The 20,632-nt window shown below is 59.5% G+C and carries 15 protein-coding genes and 1 tRNA gene; 7 read left to right on the forward strand and 9 right to left on the reverse strand.

Annotated elements, in window-relative coordinates; genetic code table 11:
- Positions 1–239: 239 nt before the first annotated feature.
- A complete protein-coding gene (gene polA, locus QM007_RS06590; protein ID WP_283489235.1) occupies positions 240–3,053 on the reverse strand; it encodes a DNA polymerase I in 2,814 nt (937 codons plus the stop codon).
- A 78-nt stretch (positions 3,054–3,131) separates the two neighbouring features.
- Here polA and QM007_RS06595 point away from each other — a divergent pair, with 78 nt between their 5' ends.
- From QM007_RS06595 to QM007_RS06605, 3 genes are all read left to right on the forward strand, one after another.
- Positions 3,132–3,560 (forward strand): PaaI family thioesterase, encoded by a 429-nt coding sequence (locus QM007_RS06595; protein ID WP_502949050.1) that lies wholly within the window; start codon positions 3,132–3,134, stop codon positions 3,558–3,560.
- Between the two features lie 100 nt (positions 3,561–3,660).
- Positions 3,661–4,929 (forward strand): dicarboxylate/amino acid:cation symporter, encoded by a 1,269-nt coding sequence (locus tag QM007_RS06600; RefSeq protein ID WP_283489236.1) that lies wholly within the window; start codon positions 3,661–3,663, stop codon positions 4,927–4,929.
- 25 nt (positions 4,930–4,954) lie between these two features.
- Positions 4,955–5,125: a hypothetical protein gene (locus QM007_RS06605; protein ID WP_283489237.1), complete on the forward strand. Its 171-nt coding sequence runs from the start codon at positions 4,955–4,957 to the stop codon at positions 5,123–5,125.
- A gap of 81 nt (positions 5,126–5,206) precedes the next feature.
- Here the strand turns inward: QM007_RS06605 and QM007_RS06610 are convergent, their stop codons facing one another.
- On the reverse strand, positions 5,207–5,821 hold the full coding sequence (locus tag QM007_RS06610; RefSeq protein WP_283489238.1) for an ANTAR domain-containing response regulator: 615 nt from the start codon (positions 5,819–5,821) through the stop codon (positions 5,207–5,209).
- Positions 5,822–6,029: 208 nt separating this feature from the next.
- Between QM007_RS06610 and QM007_RS06615 the strand changes: the two genes are divergently transcribed.
- Positions 6,030–6,109, forward strand: a tRNA-Leu gene (locus QM007_RS06615).
- A 338-nt stretch (positions 6,110–6,447) separates the two neighbouring features.
- Here the strand turns inward: QM007_RS06615 and QM007_RS06620 are convergent.
- Together QM007_RS06620 and pyk are read right to left on the reverse strand one after the other, a co-directional pair.
- Positions 6,448–6,903, reverse strand: a complete 456-nt coding sequence (locus tag QM007_RS06620) for an SRPBCC family protein (protein ID WP_283489239.1) — start codon at positions 6,901–6,903, stop codon at positions 6,448–6,450.
- Positions 6,904–6,993: 90 nt separating this feature from the next.
- Positions 6,994–8,466, reverse strand: a complete 1,473-nt coding sequence (gene pyk, locus QM007_RS06625) for a pyruvate kinase (RefSeq protein ID WP_283489240.1) — start codon at positions 8,464–8,466, stop codon at positions 6,994–6,996.
- A 330-nt stretch (positions 8,467–8,796) separates the two neighbouring features.
- On the opposite strand from pyk, the gene QM007_RS06630 reads away from it, so the two are divergent.
- Together QM007_RS06630 and QM007_RS06635 are read left to right on the forward strand one after the other, a co-directional pair.
- A complete protein-coding gene (locus tag QM007_RS06630; protein ID WP_283489241.1) occupies positions 8,797–9,387 on the forward strand; it encodes a flavodoxin domain-containing protein in 591 nt (196 codons plus the stop codon).
- 2 nt (positions 9,388–9,389) lie between these two features.
- A complete protein-coding gene (locus tag QM007_RS06635) occupies positions 9,390–9,947 on the forward strand; it encodes a flavodoxin domain-containing protein (RefSeq protein WP_283489242.1) in 558 nt (185 codons plus the stop codon).
- Positions 9,948–10,016: 69 nt separating this feature from the next.
- Here the strand turns inward: QM007_RS06635 and QM007_RS06640 are convergent, their stop codons facing one another.
- The 3 genes from QM007_RS06640 to adhP form a co-directional block, all read right to left on the reverse strand.
- Positions 10,017–11,480: a glutamate synthase subunit beta gene (locus tag QM007_RS06640; protein ID WP_283489243.1), complete on the reverse strand. Its 1,464-nt coding sequence runs from the start codon at positions 11,478–11,480 to the stop codon at positions 10,017–10,019.
- Positions 11,473–16,173, reverse strand: coding sequence for a glutamate synthase large subunit (gltB, locus tag QM007_RS06645; protein WP_283489244.1), 4,701 nt, complete (start codon positions 16,171–16,173; stop codon positions 11,473–11,475). Before gltB ends, QM007_RS06640 begins: the two co-directional genes overlap by 8 nt.
- 566 nt (positions 16,174–16,739) lie before the next feature.
- Positions 16,740–17,783, reverse strand: a complete 1,044-nt coding sequence (gene adhP, locus QM007_RS06650; RefSeq protein WP_237206879.1) for an alcohol dehydrogenase AdhP — start codon at positions 17,781–17,783, stop codon at positions 16,740–16,742.
- 184 nt (positions 17,784–17,967) lie between these two features.
- Between adhP and QM007_RS06655 the strand changes: the two genes are divergently transcribed.
- Positions 17,968–18,990, forward strand: a complete 1,023-nt coding sequence (locus QM007_RS06655) for an aminoglycoside phosphotransferase family protein (RefSeq protein WP_283489245.1) — start codon at positions 17,968–17,970, stop codon at positions 18,988–18,990.
- A gap of 71 nt (positions 18,991–19,061) precedes the next feature.
- Here QM007_RS06655 and QM007_RS06660 read toward each other — a convergent pair whose 3' ends face one another.
- Together QM007_RS06660 and lgt are read right to left on the reverse strand one after the other, a co-directional pair.
- Positions 19,062–19,514, reverse strand: coding sequence for a hypothetical protein (locus tag QM007_RS06660; protein ID WP_283489246.1), 453 nt, complete (start codon positions 19,512–19,514; stop codon positions 19,062–19,064).
- A 184-nt stretch (positions 19,515–19,698) separates the two neighbouring features.
- Complete coding sequence (gene lgt, locus QM007_RS06665; RefSeq protein WP_283489247.1) at positions 19,699–20,622, reverse strand: prolipoprotein diacylglyceryl transferase; 924 nt, start codon at positions 20,620–20,622, stop codon at positions 19,699–19,701.
- Between the last annotated feature and the right edge of the window lie 10 nt (positions 20,623–20,632).

Here is a 20,632-nt window from a genome sequence, read left to right on the forward strand (position 1 = left end):
GTAAGGTCCGCATGGTTCTCTGTATTGAGCGTTGATACGGACAATATGGTGTGCGGGTGCCGTGCGGACACCGAGGCGGGCACTGTACACGCACAGATTCAAGTCTAGGGTGCGCAGGTGTGCCGGTCAATGGTTTAGCGGGCGTTTTCACCGCGTGTTTACGGGAAAGTGGGGTGATGTTGGTCTTACCCCGCGCCCGGGTGTGTTGACCGGCGCCCGCACGTCTATCGCACCGGCTGCTAGTGCCCCGCTTCGTGCCAGGAGCGACCCCAACCGACCTGCACGTCCAGGGGCACGCGCAGGGAGGCAGCCCCGCTCATTTCTTCCACCAGGATGGTCTCAGCGATTTTTTCTTCGCCTGCGGCGACCTCGAGAATGAGTTCATCGTGAACCTGGAGGAGCATGCGGGTGGCCAGGTTTTCGCGACGCAGGCGTTCGTCAATGTTGATCATGGCGATTTTGATGATGTCGGCGGCTGTACCCTGGATGGGCGAGTTAAGGGCTGCACGTTCGGCAGCTTCGCGGCGCTGACGGTTGGATGAGGCCAAGTCGGGCAGGGCGCGGCGACGGCCAAACATGGTTTCGGTATAGCCGGTCTTATGGGCTTCGCGCACGATGGAGCGCAGGAACCTACCGACCTTGCCGAAGCGCTGGAAGTAGTTGGTGCGCAGGCTGGTAGCTTCATCCACGCTGATACCCAGCTGTTTAGAGAGCCCAAAGGGTGAGAGGCCGTAGGCAAGTCCGTAGCTCATGGCCTTGACCTTGGAGCGCATCTCGGGGGTTACGTCCTCGGGGGCGACGCCGAAGACTTCTGAGCCGACGAAGCGGTGCAGGTCCTCCCCCGCCTGATAGGCGGCAATGAGGTCCTCGTCGTCCGATAGGTGCACCATGATGCGCATTTCAATCTGGGAGTAGTCGGCGGTAAGTAGGGTGGTGTAGTCGGTGCCGTCAACCGGCTCGGGGGCCACGACGAAGGCATCGCGAATCTTGCGCCCCTCTTCGGTGCGGATCGGGATGTTCTGCAGGTTGGGGTCGGTGGACGAGAGTCGCCCGGTAGCAGCCGCGTTCTGCTGGTAGGTGGTGTGTATGCGGCCGTCCACGGCCGTTGCCTTGCCCAAGCCCTCGACGGTCTGCTTGAGCTTGGTGTAGTCGCGGTAGGTTTGCAGTTCGCCTAGGAAGGAGGCACCCTGGCTGTCGGGGGCCACCTGGCCTAGGATTCCTTCCAGGGAATCGGCATCGGTAGAGTAGCCACTCTTGAGTTTGCGGGTGGTCGGCAGGCCTAGTTCGTCAAAGAGGACGCCCTGCAGCTGCTTGGGCGAGGACAGGTTGACCTCGTGCCCCAGAATTTCGTAGGCCGCTTCGGTAGCACGAGTGACGTGTTCACCGTAGTAGCTCTTGAGATCTGAGATTGCGCTGGCGTCGATAGCGACACCGGCAATTTCCATGCGGGCCAGGGCGGACGCGGCCGGCAGCTCGATTTCTTCGTAAAGACCGAGCTGATTTTTAGCCACCAGATCAAGGTGCAGGGCGTAGGCCAGTTCTTGAACGTAGCGGGCAAGGAGCGCCTGGTGGGCGGTAACGACAGCCGGTTCCAGGGAGAAGAGTTCGCCTTGGTCCTCTTGTTCGGGTGCGGCGGGGTAGGTCTGGCCCAGGTAATCGCGGGTCAGGTCTTCAAGCATTTCGCGGTGGCCGCGGCGGCGGACGGTGGGAATGAAACCACAGACGTAGGAAGAGAGCACCGGGTCTTCAATGACGCCCGCTAGGGGCAGGTCGTAGGCGGCTAGTGACTTAAAGTTCTGCTTAACATCAAAAGTGATTTTGGGGGCGGACGCATCCCCCAGCCAGGCACACAGGGCCGTGCGGACGCCGTCCGCCTGCTTCTCTACGTCAATATAGGCTGCACGGGCACCAGTAACCAGCATGAGACCGTGCAGGGATTGGCCGTGGGCTAGCCCCTTTTGGCCGGCCTGCTCATCGACCACAGGCCAGAGGGTAATGGCCTGAGCTAGGCGTTCGGGGACTTCCACGGCTCGCTCAACCGCCGTGAGCGCGTCGGGGGCGGACGCCAGGAAGGAGGTAAGAGCGTCCGCACTGTTGATAGTTTCCACGGTTTCAATATCAATCTCAACCGCAGGTATAGCCTGCCCCATACCCTCAAAAAGCTCCGCTAGGCGCTTGCGAATGGAGTTGAACTCCAGGTAGTCAAAGAGTTCTTCTAGTTCTTCTACATTAGGGGTATAACCGTAGGCATCATCCAGGGTGACGGGTAGCTCTAGGTCATCAACCAGGCGGTTGAGGCGGCGGTTGCGGAGCACATCATCTATATGCTCGCGCAGGGCTTCCCCCTTCTTACCCTTAATCTTCTCGGCGTTTTCAAGTACGCCGTTCAAATCGCCGTATTCGTTAATCCACTTGGCGGCGAATCCGGGCCCCACCCCGGGAACACCTGGTAGGTTATCGGCCTGCTCACCGGTCAGGGCAGCAAGGTCAGGGTAAAGGTGAGGTGCAACCTTATACTTTTCTTCTACAGCTGCCGGAGTCATGTAGCGGATACCCTTGGTAGGGCCGGTGGTCACCGGGTAAAGCACGGTCACGGTATCGGTCACCAGCTGGAAGGCGTCGCGGTCACCTGATACGATTTGCACCTCAAAACCCGCTTCGCGCCCCTGGCGGGTATAGGTTGCCACAATATCGTCGGCCTCATAGCGAGGCAGAGTCACCGAGGGAATGTTGAGGGCCTCCAGGATCTTCTGAATTAGCTCAATCTGACCGTAGAACTCCTGAGGGGTTTCGTTACGTCCTCCCTTGTACTCACCGTACTCTTCGGTGCGGAAGGTACCCCCAGAAAGGTCAAAAGCCACAATGATATGGCTGGGCTGCTCATTTTTAATGAGTGAAATCAGGGTCGACAGGAAGCCGTGAACAGCGTTGGTGTGCTGGCCCTCAGCATTGACGAAAACATCCACCGGAGTTCCGTAAAAAGAGCGGAAAGCCAGGGAGTGCCCATCGATGAGCATGAGTTTGCCGGGTGCAGAAGTTTCAGGTCTAGTCATCACGCCTACCATCCTACCGCCTGCCCCTACCCTAGGATTGAAAGCAGACAATCTCCCCCTATTTTCTAAGGAGTACCCGTGAGCCAGAGCCAGGAGCAGGACGCCCGCTACCAGCAGATACTTGAAAAGCTAGGAGCTGGGGCCCTCGCGCAGAAGCTGGGCATTACCATCCTGGAGGCGTCTCCAGAACTGACCGTCGCCACCATGCCGGTGGAGGGTAATACCCAACCGGTAGGCCTACTTCACGGTGGGGCCTCAGCAGCCCTGGCAGAGACACTGGGTTCTATCTCAGCCTTTCTGTCGGTGGTCGATCAGAAGAAGGCGGCTGTAGGTGTTGATCTGAACATTACCCACCTGCGTTCAGTACACTCTGGCACCGTCACCGCAACCTGCCGGGCAGTCAAGCTGGGCCGCACCGTCTGCGTCCACGCCATTGATATTACTGACGAAGCAGGCAAGCTCATTGCCACCGCCCGCATTACCAATAACATCATCGACCTACCCTAACCACCGGCGTCCGCCCTCTCTCCGGGCACTACTGACGGCGTCCTGATAAACTGGCAGTCCGTGCAAACGCACATAAGACCACACAACACCAAGGAACCCCATGAAGAAGATTCCTCTGCTCGTGTGGATTATCGTCGCAATCATCGGCGGTATCCTCATCGGTGCCTTCACCCCCGGCCTTATCTCCGGCATCAACGACACCCTGGGAACCTCCATTCCCACCGACTTCGTCGTCCAGCTCTTCGTCTCCTTCTCCACTATTTTTAGTGCCTTCTTGAGCTTCGCGATTCCGCTGATCATCATCGGCTTCATCGTGCCCGGCATCGGCTCACTGGCCAAGGGCGCTGGCAAGCTGCTGGGCACCACCGTGGGCCTGGCCTACACCTCCTCCATCACAGCGGGCTTCCTTGCCGTGACCGTGGCCCACTTCATTTACCCCATCATCCTCAAGGGCCAGCAGCTCACTGCCTTCGAGAACCCTGAAGAAGCCCTCTCTGCCGGCTACCTGGAATTCACTCTTGACCCCATCATGTCGGTCATGAGCGCCCTGATTCTGGCCTTCATCATGGGCCTGGGCATCACCGCCCTGAACAGCAAGAACATGCTGAACCTCTTCCAGGACTTCCAGACCATCATCGAAAAGCTCCTGGGCTACGTCATCATCCCCCTGCTGCCCGTGCACATCGTGGGTGTCTTTGCTAACATGACCATGGCCGGCCAGGTTGGCCAGATTCTTGCGGTCTTCGGCAAGGTCTTCGTCATGGTTATCATCCTGCACTGGTGCACGCTGGCGATCCAGTACACCGTCGCAGGTGCCGCCACCAAGCGCAACCCCATCACCATGCTGCGTGGCATGCTGCCCGCCTACTTCACCGCTATCGGCACCCAGTCATCGGCCGCCACTATCCCCGTGACCGTAGCCTCAGCAAAGAACGTGGGTATTAAGGGCAAGATTGTGGACTTCGCTATCCCCCTGTGCGCCACCATCCATCTTTCTGGCTCCATGATTACCATTACCTCCTGCGCGGTAGCTGTGGTGTACATGGCCAGCGGCTCCCTGAGCTTCACCGCCATGATTCCCGTGGTACTGGTTCTGGGTCTGATGATGGTTGCTGCCCCCGGCGTACCCGGTGGTGCTGTGATGACCGCTATCGGCCTGCTGCAGTCTATGCTGGGCTTCGATGAATCAATGGTTGCCCTGATGATTGCCCTCTATCTGGCTCAGGATTCCTTCGGCACCGCCACCAACGTCACCGGTGACGCCGCTATTGCCTCTCTCACCGAGCGCGTTGCAAAGGCCTTCGGCGCGGACGAGGACGACCTGCCCGAGACCGACGAGCGCGACGGCACCCTGGCAACAGCCCACTAACCCCTGAGCACGCGAAAGGCCCACCATGATTGCAGCACGCCGCAAACTCATCGGCAACATCTTCCTGGTCCTGACCCTCATTTTCACGGTGACGGCCCTGAGCCAGGGCGGCCTCTGGTGGGCTGGTGTGACAGTGAGTGCAGCTATCACCCTCTGGGGAATCGGAACTAAGAGCGACCATAAGGACGCCCTCTAGCACCTTCTCTACTTCAGCAAAGTAAAGCCCGCTCCAGCTTCACGCCAGGGCGGGCTTCGCTATAGGCTACGGGGCGCTCCCCTACTGCACCTGCTTGACGATGGTTTCTGCCACCTCGCGCATGGACAGACGGCGATCCATGGAGGTCTTCTGAATCCAGCGGAAGGCCTCAGGCTCGCTGAGACCCATCTTGGTCATCAGCAGGGACTTAGCGCGGTCAACCAGCTTGCGGGTCTCAAACTGCTCCTTGATGCTGGTGACTTCATCTTGGAGGGCACGAATCTGCTCATAGCGGCTAATTGCCACCTCGATGGCGGGAATCAGGTCGTTGGGGGTAAAGGGCTTGACCACGTAGGCCATGGCACCCGCCTCAGTGGCGCGGTCCACCAGCTCTTTCTGGCTAAAGGCGGTGAGCAGGACGACCGGGGCCAGCTGCTGCTCGCTAATCTGACCCGCTGCTTCGATGCCGTCCATGATAGGCATATTGACGTCCATGAGAACCAGGTCGGGACGGTGCTCTTCGGCCAGCTCTACAGCCTTTTTACCGTTGTCGGTCTCGGCAATGACGTTAAAGCCATGGTCTTTGAGGATTTCGACGATGTCGAGGCGGATCAGCGCCTCGTCTTCAGCGACGACGACGGTGCGTGCGGGCTGCTGATCGTGGTTCTCGGGCTCCTGGGTGGTCTGCTCTGACATACCCTGCTCCTTAGGTCAATTCAGCGTTTGGTTGAGGTTCGCTATCTATTTTCGCACGCGCACAACCTTGTGGGTGTGCATGCAACAGGTGACGGTGCGTACCCTCTTTGTTCCCTATCATATTAGGGGCCGGGGCTTTTCTTCCAGGAAGATGCTCGATTGGCTTTTCTCGGGTAGAAGCGTGTATTGTAGAAGAGCTTTCGCACTTGCCCAAGTGGCGGAATTGGCAGACGCGCCGCACTCAAAATGCGGTTCTTCGGAGTGTGGGTTCGAGTCCCACCTTGGGCACAATAAAACGCCTCGTCAGAGCGATACAGACCCTCTCCCGTTGACAGGAGAGGGTTTTTTGTTGACACAAGATCAGTAAATCTACTTCTCTTGTGCGCATAAAACCTGCCCTCCCCGTGACGGCTCGGGCGGGCTGGTGAGGAAACAAGACCGAAGCCAGGCTTTAATCTTGTGGTTCCTACGGCGGTTCGATTCAAAACCAAATCTCCGGTCCTGAATCACCACAACAAGTCTACACCTGTCAGTCAGGTTAAAGTTCACTCCTCAATCACAATAGGCAACTATGACCCCTCTATGATGAAGAACTTTCCCCCGGCAACTTAGGTGAGGCAGGCGTCCTAACCCTCTGCTACCGCCTTAAGGCGGGCCAGCCCGCGCTCAAAATCAGCACCGATACGCTTTTGCATATTAAAGACCTTGAACATTACCTTCATCATCAGATTCTGCTCACCGCTCATCGACCAGGCAACTGCGGTACCGCCCTCGGTAGGCTGTAGCTTGAAGTGGCTACGGTTCTGAGCAGCCCAGGGCTTGATGAACTCAATATCAACCTCAACCAGGTTGTCCTCCACCGTCACTACAGTCATGCGGCCCTCACCGGCCTTCTTGTTACCAGCCCAGACCATCTTTGCGCCGACGCCCCTCTCAGCGCCCGAGTAGGTCTGCTGCATGGCGGGGTCTAGTTCCTGCCAGGGCGACCAGCTTTCCCAGGCATGCGGGTCCTCAATCAGGGAGCGGACGCGCTCAAGGGGCGCGTCGATAACGGTGGAGCGAGTGAGTAAAGTATGTGTCATATCGATCAGTCTACAGAGACAAGGGCCCCGCCACTTCAGGTCTTGAAGTAGCGGGGCCCTTCAGCATGGCTTTACGGAGCCGCTTATCCCTTAGTCAGTGAAGGGACCGACGGTTTCGCGAGCTTCAGGCAGCACAGCGCCGGCGTCATCAAGGTCACCGACACGGTGGACCTTGACGGTGTTGGTGGAGCCAGCAACGCCGGGAGGTGAACCTGCTGCCATGACAATCATGTCGTTGGCTTCAGCCAGGCCGTTGGCCAGCATGTAGCGGTCAACCACGGCGGTCATCTCGTCGGTGTCCTTAGCGGTGGGTGAAACAGCAGCTTCAACACCCCACAGCAGGGACAGGAAGGCTCGGACGGAGGGCTCAGGGGTTAGAGCCAGCACAGGCTTGGCAGGACGCAGGCGGGCAAGACGGCGGGCAGTGTCACCGGATTGGGTGAAGGCCGCAATGTACTTGACGTCTTCCAGCTGGTTAGAGATGTTAACTGCTGCACGGGTAATAGCGCCGCCGCGAGTGCGGGGCGATGAGCCCAGTTCGGGAACGCGGAAGAGGCCGCGTTCCTCGGTGGACTTGATGATGCGGGCCATGGTCTGGATGGTGATGATGGGGTACTTACCCACAGAAGTTTCACCGGAAAGCATGACGGCGTCGGCGCCATCGAGGATAGCGTTAGCGCAGTCGGAGGCCTCTGCACGGGTGGGGGTGGGGTTCTGAATCATGGTTTCTAGCACCTGGGTTGCCACGATGACGGGCTTTGCCCAGCGGCGAGCCAGCTCAATGGCGTGCTTCTGCACCAGGGGAACCTCTTCGAGGGGGAATTCCACACCCAGGTCGCCACGAGCTACCATGATGCCGTCGAACTTGTCGACGATCTCCTGCAGGTTTTCAACAGCCTGGGGCTTTTCAATCTTGGCGATGACGGCAATCTTGCGGCCCTCTTCTGCCATGATTTCGTGGACGCGCTGGATGTCGTCGCCGGAGCGGACGAAGGAGAGAGCGATGATGTCAACGCCCAAGTTCAGGGCGAAACGTAGGTCGCGCTCGTCCTTTTCGGTCAGAGCGGGAATGGAGACGGCAACGCCAGGCAGGTTGATGCCCTTGTTGTTGGAGATAGGGCCGCCAACGATGACGCGGGTGGTCACGGTGGTCTCGTTGACCTCGATAGCTTCGAGGCGGATCTTGCCGTCATCAATTAGCAGGGTGTCGCCGGGCTTGACGTCGCCGGGCAGGCCCTTGAAGGTGGTGCCACAGATTTCCTTGGTGCCTTCAACGTCTTCGGTGGTGATCTTGAAGGTGTCGCCAGGTTCAAGCACCTCGGCGCCGTTCTTGAAGGTTTCGAGGCGAATCTTGGGGCCCTGAAGGTCTGCGAGAATCGCGACGTTGTGACCAAGCTTTTCAGCCTGCTCGCGGATGGTTGCGTATGAGTTGGTGTGAACCTCGTGGTCACCGTGGCTCATGTTCAGGCGGGCGACGTTCATGCCCGCTTCGATAGCCGCTGCAATCTTCTCAGGAGCAGAAATTGCGGGGCCAATAGTACAAACAATCTTTGCGCGTCTCATCAATCAACCTTAGGTTTGTAGGGGTCTGAGAACCTTTGGTGCGGTTTCTGTCGATAGGGAATCAACAACCAACATATTCACAGATAGTCAGCATGAAACCAACATGTCCACACCTCATTATACGTTGCTTCGTGAGGTTTTGGTGGAGGCATTGGGCACTTTTTGTGTCAATGTTCGACACAAACCCCACCAAAACACACATGAACAGTCATAAACAAACAAAATATGTCATCTAGCTTGACAGCTTTGAGAACACACGCCGGTAGCACGGTATTCTGTATGCAGAGGCCCCGGTAAGCCACCGGCCCGCAAACAAACGAAAGAGTGCCCATGCCTACCCCCAACGTCCTGATCCTCTTCGGTTCAACCTACGGCCACACCGAACGCTACGCCCACTGGATTGCCGAAGACCTGCGCGCCCACGCGTCCGCCCCTCAGGTCTCCCTCTCCCCCGTTGCCGAAGCAACCGACGAGATGATCGAAGCAGCCGACGTTCTCATCGTCGGTGCTAGCTATCTGGGTGGCTTCCTCACCGGCGCCCCCACCCTGCGCAAGCGCCGCGAAGCCATGCTCAAGGTGCCCAACCGTGTCTTCTACACCGTCTCCTTTAACGGCACCGAGGTTTACCCCCGCTCTTACCTGGATGAGCGCGTCATGAAGAGCTACAAGGCAGACGTCGCCGGTGACTGCCCCGCCTTCCACTTCCGCGGGGGCCTCAAGATGGACGAAATGTCTAAGCTCCACAAGACTGCCCTCACCGGCGTCAAGACCGCCTACAAGCTCAAGCCCAAGCAGAACGAGTACGACAAGCAGCTGATCGAAGCCTTCGAAAACGGGGGCGCAGACCACACCAACCGCGACTGGACTAAGCCTCTAATCGCCGAGGTCGAGACCTGCCTGACCGACATCGCAGCCTCATAGTCATGAAAACTCTTCTCATTACCTACGGGAGCCAGTACGGCTATACCGAGCAGTACGCCCGCTGGGCTGGCCAGCAGCTTGACGGGCAGTACGCCGTGCAGTTACTTCCCCTGGATGCGCTGACCGAACGAGCCGTGGCAGATGCGGACGTGCTCGTGGCAGGCCTGAGCGACTACGGCGGCTTTCTCACCGGCGCCCAAGAGCTAAAAAAGTACGAGCAGGAGCTACGGTCTAAGCCCTACGCCCTCTTTACCGTCTCCTTTAGCGGTCTAGCGGGTGCAAGCCAGCAGAAGCTCGATGCCCTGCTGGCCAAGAACCTGGGTGAGAGCCTGGTTCAGGACGCCCTGGGCACCTATCACCTGCGCGGAGGACTGGACCACACCCGGCTTTCTTTCAAGCACAAGACCGTGATGGTGGGCATCCGCTCAGCCATTGCCGCTCTGCCCAAGAAATCTGAGGCTAACCAGCAGATGCTCGACAGTTTCACCCAAAAGACAGTGGATTACTCCAGTGAAGAGCAGATCGCTCCCCTGGTGCAGGAAGTAGCTGCCCTGGCCTAAGGGAAGGCTGATCCTCACGCAGAAAACCGGCCCCGCCCCAGAGATTCTGAGGCGGGGCCGGTTTCTTTATTAGAGCACCAAATCAATTGCCCGGTCGCTGGGGGCTACCGGTGAGGGCAGCTCGGTGGAGCCGGTCAGGTGCTTTTCGACGGCTGCTGCGCAAGCGCGTCCTTCAGCGATGGCCCAGACGACCAGGGACTGGCCGCGGCCGGCATCCCCGCAGGAGAAGACGCCGGGGACGTTGGTCATGTAGTTCTCGTCGCGGGCTACGTTAGTGCGGCGGTCGAGATCTGCACCTACCTGGGTGGTGATGTTATCGTTCTCCTGGCCGGTGAAGCCCAGGGCTAGGAAGACCAGGTCGGCTGGGATGACGTGTTCTGTACCTGCCTTAGGCACGCGGCGCCCGTCGGGCAGGTATTCGGTTTCAGCGACCTTGAGGCCGGTGAGTTTACCGTTCTCCCCCATGAATTCGACGGTGGAGGCCAGGTACTTGCGTTCGCCACCCTCTTCGTGAGAGGAGGAGACCTCGAAGACCTTGGGGAACATGGGCCAGGGCTCGTGGTCGGCGCGGTCTGCCGGGGGCTGGGCGCCGATGGCCAGGGTGGTGATGGAGGCAGCTCCCTGGCGCACGGCGGTGCCGATGCAGTCTGAGCCGGTATCGCCACCGCCCAGCACGATGACGTGCTTGCCTGCGGCGTTGATGGTCGGCTCTTCGAGGTCACCAGCTACCACCCGGTTGGCTTCGGTCAGGTAGGGCATGGCGTAGTGGACGCCCTCAAGGTCGGCCCCGGGGATGGGCAGGGCGCGGGGGGCGGTGGCTCCGGTTGCTACGATGACGGCGTCGTAGCGACGCTTGAGGTCGTCCCAGGTGATGTCTTTGCCGATGTCAACGCCGGTGCGGAAGCGGGTCCCTTCAGCCTTCATGACCTCGATACGGCGGTCCACGATATCTTTTTCAAGCTTGAAGTCGGGAATACCGTAGCGCAGCAGACCGCCGATCTTATCGTCGCGTTCGAAGACGGCGACGGTAAAACCTGCCTGGGTCAGCTGCTGGGCAGCTGCTAGACCGGCAGGGCCTGAGCCGACCACTGCCACGGTCTTATCGAGCATACGGTCGGGCATAATGGGCTCGATATAGCCGCCTTCGAAAGCTTGTTCAGCAATGGTGTATTCAATCTGCTTGATGGTCACCGCAGGCTGGTTGATGCCCAGCACACAGGAGGTTTCGCAGGGGGCCGGGCAGACGCGTCCGGTAAACTCGGGGAAGTTGTTGGTTGCGTGCAGGCGCTCTACGGCCTTTTCGGTTTGCTCCCGCCAGGTCAGGTCGTTCCATTCAGGAATCAGGTTACCCAGGGGGCAGCCGACGTGGCAGAAGGGAACACCGCAGTCCATACAGCGGGAGGCCTGGGTCTTGAGCACAGCCGAGTTCTGGGCGACCTGAACTTCCTTCCAGTCCAGGATACGGACGGGTACGGGGCGCTTGGGTCGGTCTTGACGGGTGGTTACTTTCAGAAAACCGCGGGGATCAGCCACGAGCGGTCACCTCCAAAATCTTGTTCCAAACCTGCATGGATTCGGTGTCTTCGCCGGCGGCTTCGGCCTCAGCGCGGATAGCTTGTACGGCGGCATAGTCGCGCGGCAGTACCTTGGTGATGCGGGCGTAGGTGCCCTCCAGGTCTTCCAGCAGGGCGGACGCCAGGGTTGAGCCGGTCTCGGTGCGGTGGCGGGTCAGCAGCTGGGCGACCTCGGCGCGGTCATCCTCTGAGAGTTCCAGGAAGCCGAGTTCGCCGGATTCGCGGGATTGCTTGTTGACCTTGGCCATATCGAGGTCGAGCACGTAGGCGGTACCGCCGCTCATGCCCGCGCCGAAGTTGCGGCCGGTTGAGCCCAGAATCAGGGCTTTACCGCCGGTCATGTATTCGCAGCCGTGATCGCCGATGCCTTCAACAACCGCAGTGGCACCGGAGTTACGTACCAGGAAGCGCTCACCGACGATACCGCGGATGAACATTTCGCCGCTGGTGGCCCCGTAGCCGATGACGTTACCGGCAACCACGTTCTCTTCGGCAACCAGGGGGGCTGCGGCGTCCGGAGCCACGATAATGCGGCCGCCGGAGAGACCCTTGCCCACGTAGTCGTTGGAGTCGCCGGTCAGGCGGATGGTGATGCCCTGCGGCAGGAAAGCACCCAGTGACTGACCGGCATGGCCGGTGAGGTTGAGGGTGATGGAGTCGTGGTCCAGCACCTCGATACCGAAGGTTTTGGTGACGGTGTGGCCCAGCATGGTGCCCACAGAGCGGTCGGTGTTGACCACCGGTGAGTCGATAGTAACCGGGGTGCGATCGCTCAGGGTTGCCTGGGCGGCAGCGATGAAGGTGTTATCGATGTGCGCCTCTAGTTCGTGGTCCTGGTCCTTGAGGTGGCGGATGCCCCGGCCCTCGTAGGCGACGGCGGTTGAGGTCAGTACCTTGGTCAGGTCAAGACCGTCGGCCTTCCAGTGGTCGATGGCCTGCGACATATCGAGTACCTCGGCGTGGCCGATAGCTTCGTCCAGGGTGCGGAAGCCCAGCTGAGCCAGGTATTCGCGCACCTCTTCGGCGATGAACTCGAAGAAGTTGACCACGTGGTCTGCCTGGCCGGTGAAGCGGGCACGCAGGTCGGGGTTCTGGGTAGCGACGCCCACGGGGCAGGTGTCCAGGTGGCACTTGCGCATCATGATGCAGCCTTCGACGACCAGGGGTGCGGTGGCGAAACCGTATTCTTCGGCACCCAGCAGGGCGGCGATGATGACGTCGCGGCCGGTCTTGAGTTGGCCGTCAGCCTGCACCACCACGCGGTCGCGCAGACCGTTAATCATGAGGGTCTGCTGGGCTTCGGCTAGGCCGAGCTCCCAGGGGGCACCTGCGTGCTTGAGGGAGTTGAGCGGGGCTGCGCCGGTGCCGCCGTCGTGGCCCGAGATGAGCACGACGTCAGCCTTCGCCTTAGTGACGCCAGCCGCCACGGTGCCGATACCGATTTCGGAGACCAGCTTGACGTGGACGCGGGCGGACGGGTTAGCCCGCTTGCAGTCGTAGATGAGCTGGGCGAGGTCCTCTATGGAGTAGATATCGTGGTGGGGCGGGGGCGAAATCAGGGAGACGCCGGGGGTGGAGTGGCGGGTCTTAGCTACCCAGGGGTAGACCTTGGCAGCCATGAGCTGGCCGCCCTCACCGGGTTTGGCGCCCTGGGCCATCTTGATCTGGATATCGTCGGCATTAGTCAGGTAGAGAGAGGTAACGCCGAAACGGCCGGAGGCTACCTGCTTGATGGCTGAGCGACGTTCGGGGTCCAGCAGACGGTCGACGTCCTCGCCGCCCTCGCCGGTATTTGACTTAGCGCCCAGTCGGTTCATGGCAATTGCCAGGGTCTCGTGGGCTTCCTTGGAAATAGAGCCGTAGCTCATAGCACCGGTGGAGAAACGCTTGACGATTTCGCTGACGGGCTCAACCTCGTCGATGGAGATGGGGGTGCGGTCTTCGGTGAAGGTGAAGAGGCCGCGCAGGGTCATCAGGTCCTTAGCCTGGTCGTCAACCAGCTTGGTGTAGGACTTGAAGATGTCGTAGCGACGGGTCTTGGTCGAGTGCTGCAGACGGAAGATGGTCTGGGGGTTGAAGAGGTGGGGCGGGCCCTCGCGGCGCCAGTCGTACTCACCGCCGGTTTCCAGGGCGCGGTGGGGCACGGAGACACCGTCGTCGGGGTAGGCGTCGTGGTGGCGCTTGCGGGTTTCAGCTTCGATGACGTCCAGGCCCACGCCGTCCATCTGGGAGTGGGTGCCGGTGAAGTACTGGTCAACGACCTGCTGGGAAAGGCCAAGGGCCTCAAAGGTTTGAGCACCGCAGTAGGAGGAGACAGTAGAGATACCCATCTTGGACATAATCTTCTGCAGGCCCTTACCCAGGGCCTTAATCAGGTTGTAGACGGCTTCAGACTCGGTCATACCGGTGATCTCGCCTTGGGCTACCAGCTCTTCTACTGATTCCATAGCCAGATAGGGGTTGACCGCCGAAGCGCCGTAACCAATGAGGGTAGCAACGTGGTGGACTTCGCGCACGTCACCGGCTTCAACAATCAGAGCAACCTTGGTGCGGGTTGCTGAACGCAACAGGTGGTGGTGGACGGCGCTGGTCAGCAGCAAGGACGGGATGGGCGCCCAGGCACCGTTAGAGTTACGGTCAGAGAGAATCAGGAACTGCACACCGCGCTCTACCGCAGCTGATACCTTTTCGCAGATTTCAGCGATACGGGCGCGCAGGGCGTCCTCTCCCCCGTGAGCCGGGTAGAGGCCGCTGACCTTGAGGGCGGCGGGCATGCCGTCCTCGTCCTCGATATGGGCGATCTTGTCGAGTTCATCGTTGTTGATGACGGGGAAGTTGAGCCCCACGTGCTGAACTTTGACGCGGCCGTTGCGCAGCAGGTTGCCGTCGGCACCGATAGAGGTCTTGAGGCTGGTCACCAGCTCTTCACGGATGGAGTCCAGCGGCGGGTTGGTCACCTGGGCAAAGGACTGCACAAAGTAGTCAAAGAGCAGGCGGTGGCGGGTGGAGAGCACCGCGATGGGGGTGTCGGTACCCATAGCGTAGATGGGTTCAGTGCCGGTCTTTGCCATCGGGACGAGAATCTTACGCAGCTCTTCTTCGGTGTAGCCGAAAGTCTGCTGACGCTTGAGAATCGACTTGCGGGAGGCACGGATGTGCTCGCGTTCAGGCAGATCAGCAAGGTCAACGATGTTCTCATCAGCCCACTGCTTCCAGGGCTGCTCGGCAGCAACCGCTGCCTTGACTTCTTCATCGGGCACCAGGCGTCCTGCCTTGGTGTCAACAAAGAACATCTTGCCGGGCGAAACGCGGCCCTTCTCAACAATCTTCTCTTCGGGCATGTCGACCACACCGACCTCAGAGGCCAAAATAACCAGGCCCTCGTCGGTGACCCAGTAGCGGCCGGGGCGCAGACCATTACGGTCAAGGACGGAGCCCACGTTATCGCCGTCCGTAAAAGCAATCGCGGCGGGGCCGTCCCAGGGCTCCATGAGGGAGGAGTGGTAGCGGTAGAAGGCGCGGCGGTCCTCGTCCATAGTTTCGTGGTTTTCCCAGGCCTCGGGAACCATCATCATGAGTACCTGGGCAGCCGAACGGCCTGAGAGCATCAGCAGTTCAGCGACCTCGTCGAAACTCTGGGAGTCAGAGGCACCCACCGAGCAAATCGGGAAGAGCTCTTCGGGGTTGCGGCCCAGCACCGGGGACTTAAGCTGGGACTGGCGAGCGCGCATCCAGTTGCGGTTGCCCTTGACCGTGTTGATTTCACCGTTGTGGGCGATGGTGCGGAAGGGCTGGGCCAGGGGCCAGGAGGGGAAGGTGTTGGTGGAAAAACGCGAGTGGACGATCGCCAGCTTGGTGGCAAAACGCGGGTCAGAGAGGTCCGGGTAGAAGGGTTCAAGCTGCGCGGTGGTCAGCATGCCCTTGTAGACGATGGTGCGCGATGAGAAGGACGGGAAGTAGACACCGAGCTTGTGCTGGGCCCGCTTGCGCACGCGGAAGGCCTTCTGGTCGAGCTGGCGGCGCTCTGAATCTTCGTCCAGGTTGACCACGGGGATGTGGCCGGTGAAGGGGGCGTTAACGGCGTCCAGATCTTCGCCGGATGCCTCTGCGATGAACATCTGCACGAAGTAGGGCATGACCTCGCGGGCGGCCTTACCGACGATATCTGCCTTGACCGGAACCTCGCGCCAGCCGAGCACGCGCAGGCCCTCGCGCTGGGCAATCTGGGTTAGCCCCTCCTTGAGTTCATCTGCGTTCTCGCCACCGGTGGGTAGGTAGGCGGTACCTACGGCGTATTTACCCAGTTCGGGCAGGGCGAAGTCCACGACCTCGCGCAGGAAGGCGTCCGGAATCTGCAGCAGAATACCGGCGCCGTCGCCGGTACCCTCGTCCGCGCCCACAGCACCGCGGTGCTCCAGACGGCGTAGGGCGGTTAGGGCGTGATCAACGATGTCGTGGCCGGGGGTGCCGCGTAGGGTGGCAATCATGGCCAGGCCACAGGCGTCCTTTTCGTTCTCCGGGCTATAGAGACCGGTTGCCTCGGGAATGGAGGCGAAAGTGGTGAAGGGTGAGGGGGCGTGCCCGAGGGTGTGGGGGTCCTGGGTGAAGGTCTTATCGGCGTGGTCTGCATTGCCGAGCATGGTGTGACTCATGTGGGCCGTTCCTACTTACGTTGGGCTCTGGTGCCGGTGGAGTGGGCTAAACGGCTGGCGCGCGGGAGCTGGTAGTCACAGGACGCCTGCGGTTTAGCCGCTCCCTTGCAGCACAAGATGTCGGTGGTCGCCTCGCTGTGACGATGGAGCGTGTGGTGACTCAAGGACGCCCGGGTAGGGGCTTGAGCCTGCGGTTCGCCTCGCATTCGGGTAGGTGCGAGAGTAATCGTCCATCAGTCTCTAGAGACTTCGTTACGTATGTGTAAATTTATACGCCCCTGCGTGTAAAGATTCAACAGGTGCCCGTAGATTCCACGCGGTGGTTCGGAGCCCCTCCCCTACTAGATAGCGCCTTTTGCTTGATCTTTACCCTGTGCAGCCTAGGGGAAACCGAATTAGAACATGAATAATTTTCGTAATTATGCAGGGTTTATTGTTACGCGAGAGTGGTTAATTGAAACAGACTTGAAACTTTAAATCTCGCAAAATGAGACAGTTATTTCATATAGGGGATAGACAAGTGGGGCCCTGGAACATCCCAGAACCCCACTGACCAGATAGGCAAGTTAGCGGGTGGCGCCGGTAAAGTCGAGCACCATGCGCCCGTTGATCAAACCGGCATGCATTTCATCAAAGATAGCCTGGGCATCTTCGACCGGGCGGAGCTGGACCACGGGCTTAACACGACCCTGGGCACCGAATTCAAAAGCTTCTGCCAGGTCTTGACGGGTTCCCACCAAAGAGCCCTGCACCTTGATGCCATCTAGCACCAGGCGGGGGATGTTGAGATCCATAGACTCGGTGGGCAGGCCAACAGCAACCACGGTGCCACCGGCGCGGACGGAATCAACAGCCTGATTAAAGGCAGCCTTAGCTACCGCGGTGACCACCGCAACATGGGCACCAGCCCCGCCTGTGGTGTTCTTGATTTCTTCCACGACATCTTCGACATTCTTAGCATTAATGACCACATCTGCCCCGCTATCCTTTGCCAGCAGCAGCTTGTCTTCATTAAGGTCAACCGCAATAACCTGGGCCCCGAAGACGTTCTTGGCGTACTGCACAGAGAGGTTGCCCAGGCCGCCTGCACCAAAGCAGACAATCCATTGACCCGGACGGACGCCTGATTCCTTCACGGCCTTATAGGTGGTCACACCGGCGCAGGTGATGGAGGTTGCCTCAACCGGGTCGAGAGCATCGGGAACCTTGACGGTGTAGTCAGCGTAGAGCAGGGTGTATTCACTCATGCCACCGTCTGCCGTGTAGCCCGCATTGATGACGGAACGGCAGAAGGTTTCACGGCCGTCCGTGCAGTATTCGCAGTGACCGCAGCCCTTAAAGAACCAGGGAACACAGACGCGGTCACCCACCTTGAGATGGTCTACGCCGGGGCCAACTTCAGTGATGACACCTACACCCTCATGACCCAGAATACGACCGGGCTTTTCGCCAAAGTCGCTGGCTGCTACATGCAGGTCGGTATGGCAGATACCTGAGTATTCAATCTTGGCAAGCACCTGACCGTGACCCACCTCGGGTACGGGCACATCTTTGATATCCACGGTTCCATCAAGACGGTCAGAAACAACAACAGCTTTCATGGTGGCCATGCGAGAGCTCCTTAGAAATACAGCAGATTGAGTGTTGTGGCTCACTTAAAGCCTAAATTCTGGGAGTATCCAGGCGCCAGGGGTTGGATATTTTTTCTACTCTGTTACGGCGCTTTTACCCCTAAGGGCTCTAGTTCGGCAATAATCTATTACCCCCAAAAAAGAAATGTACTAAGCTAGAGCCATGAGTGATCAGATGCCCTCCGAAAAGCCCCGCACCCAGCGTGCTACCTGGGCAGACCTCCCTCATTCCGTGCAGGCCTGGGTGGAAGAAGAGCTGGGTGACGCCGTAGTCGGGGCCGAGTCGCAAAGCGGTGGGTTCAGCCTGGGCACCGCAGACCGCCTGGTCACCCGCACAGGGCGCAGGGCTTTCCTTAAGGCTGTTGACGCCAATCTTCACCCACAAACAGCTGACCTGCACCGGCAGGAGGGCCGCATCACCGCCTCCTTCCCCAGCAACACCCCGACCCCGGCCGTCCTCGCCACCCGTGATTTTTCAGGGGCGGACGGCACAGCCTGGGTTGCCCTGCTTCTGGAAGATATCGAGGGGCGGCACCCAGAATACCCCTGGCGAAGAGAGGAACTGGCCGCTGTTTTTCGGGCTTTAGAGAGCATGAGCCAGGTTCCGGTTGACCCAAGCCTCAACCTGCCGGCCATCGAAGCTGACCTGACCGAAGAACTCATCTTCTGGCACAAACTCGCTCGGGGTGTGACTCTGGAGCACCTGGTCTATGTTCAGGCCACTGATTCCTACCAGCAGCTAGTGCAGCTACTGCCCTTGATCAACCAGAAGGCCGCTGAGTTTGCCGCCTTTGTAGACAAGCACCTGGTTGCCCACCTGGCGGGGAGCTCCTATGTGCATACCGATTTGCGGGGCGACAACATTCTGATTCGCCTCACCGGCGAGGCCGTTTTGATTGACTGGCCCTGGGCAACGGTGGGCAATCCCCACTATGACGTCGCTTCTGTAGCGACGGACGCCCTGATTGCCGACCCTAGTCTGAGCCTCACCGAGGTGAGAGAGCTGGTCCCGGCGTCCGGGCGCCCTCCGCTTGAGTTTTTGAAGGCCAATGTCGTCGCGCTAGCGGGCTACTATCTCTACGCTTCGATGCAGAAGCCCAGTGACTCTACGAACTCATCGCTGGTGAGTATGCGGGCCCACCGCGCGTCCGCCCTGCTGACCAGACTGGCCCGTGGAGAAAAGTAATCCGCACTTATTCTGATGTACCCGCAACTAGTTGCGGACTATTCAGAATAAGTGCGGATCAGGAGCCCGGATTAGGTGTTACCATCGCGAGCTAGGTTTCGGTTAAAACCAGTAGCGGCGAGTGGAAGCGCTGCCACTAGCCCCATGAGCGCCGTGACCCAGGTGAAATCTGCGCCAGTTACTAACCCAATTACATACACAGCACCATTGACAGCACAACCATATACAAGAAGTGCCATCACAGCTTCAACAGGGTTACCCGGCAGCCAGGAGTCGAAGTTTCCACGGCGCTGTGCGCCCTCGGCTTGTTCACGCTCAGCTTTGACCTGGTGGTGTAGAGCCAAGAACGCCAGCGCGCCACCACACCAGGCTCCGAACAAAACCGTTAGCCCAGGCTGGAAAAATTGCGAAGGAAAAACTGTTCCTAGCGAGGCAAGCAGCCCGTAACCTGCCAGCGCATACAGGGCAGAAGACAGTAGATACGCCGGAACCGTTGTGAGATTTGGGAAAGATGAATACTTCATGATTACCCCCTCTGTGAAACTGACTACCTCTACCCTACCATTTAGTAAGTAGACATATCAATCTTGTACTGGCTCGGGGCGAAAAGTAATCCGTACTTATTCTGATGTACCCGCAACTAGTTGCGGACTATTCAGAATAAGTGCGGATTAGCTTCGTGGAGGGCGCTAGGCTCGGGTACCTACGTTAGTTGCCGGAGCGGACGGACGCCGGGGCGGGCTCGTCCGCGCTAGGCTCGTCCTCGTTAGACTCGAGACCCCCTTCCATATAGGCACCGGGCAGCTCGCCGCGTCTGCGCGCTCGTAGCCCCATCAGCGCGAACATGACGATACCCAGCAAGAAGATAGAACCAGAAGTCCACACGTGAATACGAACCCCCAGCAGCATCTCAGCGGTATCGATGCGCAAGAAAGTCTCAATCATGAGACGGCCAAAACCGTACCAGACAACATAGGCCCAGAAGGTCTGGCCCAGCTGGAAGATACCGCGGCTGCCCAGGGCAATCAGCAGGGCCGCGCCGAGTAAGTTCCACAGGGACTCATAGAGAAAAGTCGGGTGAAAGAGCGTGCCCGCCGGGTACTGGTCAGGGAAGTTGGGCGAGGTGGCCGAAATTTCCAGGCCCCAGGGCAGGGTGGTGGGCTTACCAAAGAGCTCCTGGTTAAACCAGTTGCCCCAGCGGCCCATAGCCTGGGCGATCATGATGCCGGGGGCGGCGGCGTCCGCAAACTTAGCCAGCGAAATCCCGTAGCGGCGGCAGGCGTACCAGGCGCCCAGGCCACCAACCGAAATCGCGCCCATGATGCCGATACCGCCCTCCCAAATCTTGAAGACATCAAGCGGGTCAGCACCCTCACCGAAGTAAGAGCCGGGGTCGGTAATCAGCACGTGGTAGAGGCGGGCACCGATAATGCCGGAGGGAATGGCCCACATGGCAACGTCCCAGACACGTTCGGGGTCTTCGCCCCAGGCGGCCCAGCGGCGGCCGGTGAGCCACATGCACACCGCGATGCCCGCCAAAATACAGAGGGCATAGAAGTGGATAGTCAGGGGGCCAAGCTCAATGGTCGAAATCGACGGCGAGGGGATAGATGCAAGAACAGTTGAAGTCACAGCCCCTACC

It is taken from the genome of Rothia sp. SD9660Na, assembly GCF_030064065.1.
Classification (GTDB): Bacteria; Actinomycetota; Actinomycetes; order Actinomycetales; family Micrococcaceae; genus Rothia.